5 protein-coding genes are annotated in these 3,929 nt (G+C 59.4%); all 5 read left to right on the forward strand.

What is annotated here, in order from left to right:
* A partial coding sequence (locus ACEQWH_RS14070; protein WP_370231863.1) for an ATP-binding cassette domain-containing protein occupies positions 1-962 on the forward strand: 962 nt, incomplete at its 5' end.
* On the forward strand, positions 959-2,239 hold the full coding sequence (locus tag ACEQWH_RS14075) for an HlyD family type I secretion periplasmic adaptor subunit (RefSeq protein WP_370231865.1): 1,281 nt from the start codon (positions 959-961) through the stop codon (positions 2,237-2,239). The genes ACEQWH_RS14070 and ACEQWH_RS14075, both read left to right, overlap by 4 nt.
* Positions 2,240-2,314: 75 nt before the next feature.
* The gene (locus ACEQWH_RS14080) at positions 2,315-2,776 is read left to right on the forward strand and encodes a RidA family protein (RefSeq protein ID WP_370231866.1); all 462 of its coding nucleotides are present in this window, start codon (positions 2,315-2,317) and stop codon (positions 2,774-2,776) included.
* Positions 2,773-3,543, forward strand: a complete 771-nt coding sequence (locus tag ACEQWH_RS14085; protein WP_370231868.1) for a glycerophosphodiester phosphodiesterase family protein — start codon at positions 2,773-2,775, stop codon at positions 3,541-3,543. The genes ACEQWH_RS14080 and ACEQWH_RS14085 overlap by 4 nt, the downstream gene beginning before the upstream one ends.
* A gap of 41 nt (positions 3,544-3,584) precedes the next feature.
* Positions 3,585-3,929: peptidogalycan biosysnthesis protein (locus ACEQWH_RS14090; protein ID WP_370231870.1), on the forward strand; the 345-nt coding region annotated here is incomplete at its 3' end.

Consider the following 3,929-nt stretch of genomic DNA (forward strand, 5'->3'; position numbering starts at 1 on the left):
CCTTTGATGCGGCACAGCGGACTTGGAAGCTGTGCTTGCAATCGGCCATGCTTGGGTTGGGCGCTGTTCTGGTGCTTCAGGATGCGCTGTCCGCGGGGGCGATGGTGGCCGCGACCATTCTGTTGGTGCGTGCAATGGGCCCCGTTGATGTTCTTGCGGCGCACTGGCCGATCGTGGTTGAAGCGCGCAAAGGGTGGCGCGTGCTGGCCGACATGCCCAAGAAATGCGTTGAGGCGGATGTTGATTTCACGTCGAGATCACACAGGTCTGGCCTTTCTATGAAGTCCATAAGCCTCGTGCAGGCAGGCCAACCCGCATTGGCGCCTTTCGATCTGACCCTGGAGGCCGGAGAGGTGCTGGGCGTGATTGGGGCCTCGGGCGCTGGGAAATCAGAGCTACTGAAAACCTTGGCATCGCATGGAAATACAGAAGATCCGGACCGGGTTGCGCAGGATGTAATGCTTCTGGCCGGCGGTCCAAAGGTGTTCACAGGCTCGGTTGCGCAAAACCTAGTGGGATTTCAGGAAAATACACGCGTTTCAGATTTTGAGCGGGCGGCAATTCATGCAGGCATTTCGGCCGACATCGCAAGGCTGAAAGAGGGTGCGATGACCGACATAAAAGAGGCGTTTGCCGCATGGCCCAAGGCGGTACAGGACCGGTTGCAATTTGCCCAAGCCCTCTATGATCCCCCCTCGGTTCTGCTGTTAGACGACCCATATGCGGCGCAACCGCCAGAGGGGGCACAGGTGTTGAACGCCTTGCTGGAAAGGCGGTCAAAAGCAGGTCTTGTCACGGTCTTCACGGCACAACATCCGACTGCACTCACGCATGTGTCAAAGTTGCTTTGGCTGGATCAGGGGCGCTGTCGCGCGCTGGGGCCTCGGGATTCTGTGCTCGCTCGGTTCCTCGCGCCACGCGCCGCAGACGGGCAGCAGGCGCCCTTGGATCTTGTGTCATGAAAGCCGCCATAACAGGACGCCGCGCGATGCACTTGGGGATTGCGACGCTAATTTGCCTGACGCTCGGCTTTGGCGGACTGGCGGCATTCACATCAATCCAAGGCGCGGTTGTTGCGCAGGGGCGAGTGGCATTGGGGCAGTCAACCCATTGGGTGCAGCATCCTAAAGGTGGGCCCGTCAAGCGGCTCTCTGTGACGCCCGGGCAAAACGTGGCCGCGGGCGATGTGGTGCTTGTGCTGGCTGATCCTGCGTTGCCGCACCAGCAAAAGGCGCTTGTGCAAAACCTGTTGGACCGACACGCGCGACGCGCCCGATTAAGGGCATTGGCCGCGGGCGAAGCGACCATAGGTTTCGAACAAGTCTCGACGCCTTTTGGCCAGATGGACATTCCTGACACACTCAGAGATACCCAGATCGACCTGTTGACCGCGACACAGCGCAATCTGGCCAGCCTCACAGCCCAGCTTCGTCAAAGGCAGCGCACGATAGCGGCACAGATCAAAGCCGCAGGTGCACAGGCGCGGGCTCTTGAAACCCAGTTGTCCCTGCGCCGACAAGACTTGCAGGACCAGTCCACGCTGGTTGCGAAAGGCGTCGCGCCCGCGGCCACGCTTTTGCCGATGCGGTCGCAGATCTCGGCGCTTGAGGGCGAACTGGCCGCGGTGAAGGCAGATAAAACTGCGATGTCAGGACAGATGGTTGAAATCGATCTGGACCTTGAGCGCCAAGTGTCGGCGCGCCGCGCGGACGCTTGGCAGGCACTGGATCAGCTGGACCAAGACATCAGCCAGCTGCGCACATCACTTGACGAGCTTGCGGCCAAACAAGATGGCTTGCACCTGCGCGCGCCATTCGCCGGGAAGGTGCATGATCTGAGGGTCGCGACGGCGACTACGGTGCTGCGCCCTGCGGATCCGGCAATGGCGATCGTGCCGGTGGGCACCGGATTGCGCGCACGAGTGCGAATTTCACCGCAGGACATCGCCCATGTTTTTCCCCGCCAAGCCGTGCGCTTGCATCTGAACGGGCTAGGCGAAGATCTGTGGCAGGAGGGCTGGGTGGACCGCATTTCACCAGATGTACTGGTCGATGAGGCCTCTGGTCGGGGGTATTTTGATGTGGAAATCACCTTGCCCGACCAAGACAGCCAATTCGCGCAGTCAGCGCAACTTGGGATGCCCGTGACAGCCTATTTCACCACCCAAGCACGCAGCGTGCTAAGCTATCTTTTGGCCCCGTTCACAGACTATGCGCGCAAGGCGTTTCGAGAGGCTTGAACATCCCTCGAAATTGCGCTTCTCATGGGCTTGGCGCAGCCCTAGAGTGCTGCCAGAGTCAAAAAAGGAAAGCCGATGAGTGGTTTTGAAAACAAGCTGGCCGAAATGGGCGTGACACTGCCGGATGCGCCTGCACCGGCGGCAAACTATGTCCCCTATGTTCAGGTTGGCGACACACTGTATGTCTCGGGTCAGATCTCTGCAAATGCGGATGGGTTTATCACCGGCAAGCTTGGCGATGACATGGACGTGGACGCGGGCGCTGCGGCCGCGAAAACATGCGCAATTTCGCTGCTGGCGCAGGTCAAAGCGGCCTGTGGTGGCGATCTGGATCGTCTGGTGCGCGTTGTGAAACTGACGGGCTTTGTGAACTCGACCGGTGATTTTGGCGATCAGCCCAAAGTGGTGAATGGCGCCTCAGATTTTCTGGCCGAGGCGCTGGGCGACGCAGGTCGTCATTCCAGATCAGCCGTCTCCGCTGCGTCGCTGCCATTTGGCGTGGCCGTCGAGATCGAAGGCATCTTTCAGATCAAATGACCCCAAAACTAGCGCCCGAGTTTCTGACAACACCTCTGGCGCATCGTGCGCTGCATGATGTTACTGATGGCCGCCCGGAAAACAGCCGGGCCGCCATTTCTGCGGCGATTGATGCAGGCTATGGCATCGAAATTGACCTGCAATTGTCCAGCGACAATCAAGCCATGGTGTTTCACGACTATGGCCTGCAACGGCTGGCCCACGCCAAAGGTGCTGTGCGCCAGAAATCAGCGTCAGAACTTGCCGACATCGCGTTGATCGGCGGCGATGAGGGCATTCCGACCTTGCCAGAGGTACTGGAGCTGGTGCGTGGTCGGGTGCCGCTATTGATCGAATTGAAAGATCAGGATGGTCAGATGGGGCCGAACATCGGCGCGCTAGAGAGCGCGGCGGTTGCGGCCCTGAACGCCTATCAGGGGCCTGTAGCGGTGATGTCCTTTAATCCGCACAGCGTGGCTGAAATGGCAACTCTTTGTCCGCAGATCCCGCGGGGCATCACAACCAGCAGCTATATCTATGACCGTTGGCCAACCTTGCCCATGTCCGTGTGCGACCACCTGCGAGGCATCCCGGATTTTGACCGGGTGGGTGCCAGTTTCATCAGCCACGAGGTTGATGATCTGTCGCGCGCGCGTGTGGCTGACCTGAAATCCGAAGGCGCTGACATTCTGTGTTGGACCGTCACATCGCAAAGCCTTGAAGACGAAGCTCGCAAGGTGGCGGCAAACATCACCTTTGAACAATATCTTGCCAAGATCCCCGCTTGAACATCGACGCCGCTGCGCCAAATATGGGATGAGGGGCAGAGATGAGCGAACCCATTGAAATTCAACTGCATCAGTCGCTGGCTGATATCGACCCTGGCGCATGGGATGCCTGCGCCTGCCCGGAAGGGATGCGGCCATCTGATCCCTTTACCACCTATCGATTTCTAAAGGCGCTTGAGGACAGCGGCTCTGTCGGGCCGGGCACTGGCTGGCAGCCGCAATATCTGACGGCACACGCCGGATCCGAGCTGATCGCGGCGGCGCCGCTTTACGCCAAGGGGCATAGTCAGGGCGAGTATGTCTTTGATCACAATTGGGCGCATGCCTATCAGAATGCGGGCGGGCGCTATTATCCCAAGTTGCAGATTGCCGTGCCCTTCACCCCA

Source organism: Cognatishimia sp., from assembly GCF_964229375.1.
Taxonomy (GTDB): Bacteria; Pseudomonadota; Alphaproteobacteria; order Rhodobacterales; family Rhodobacteraceae; genus Cognatishimia.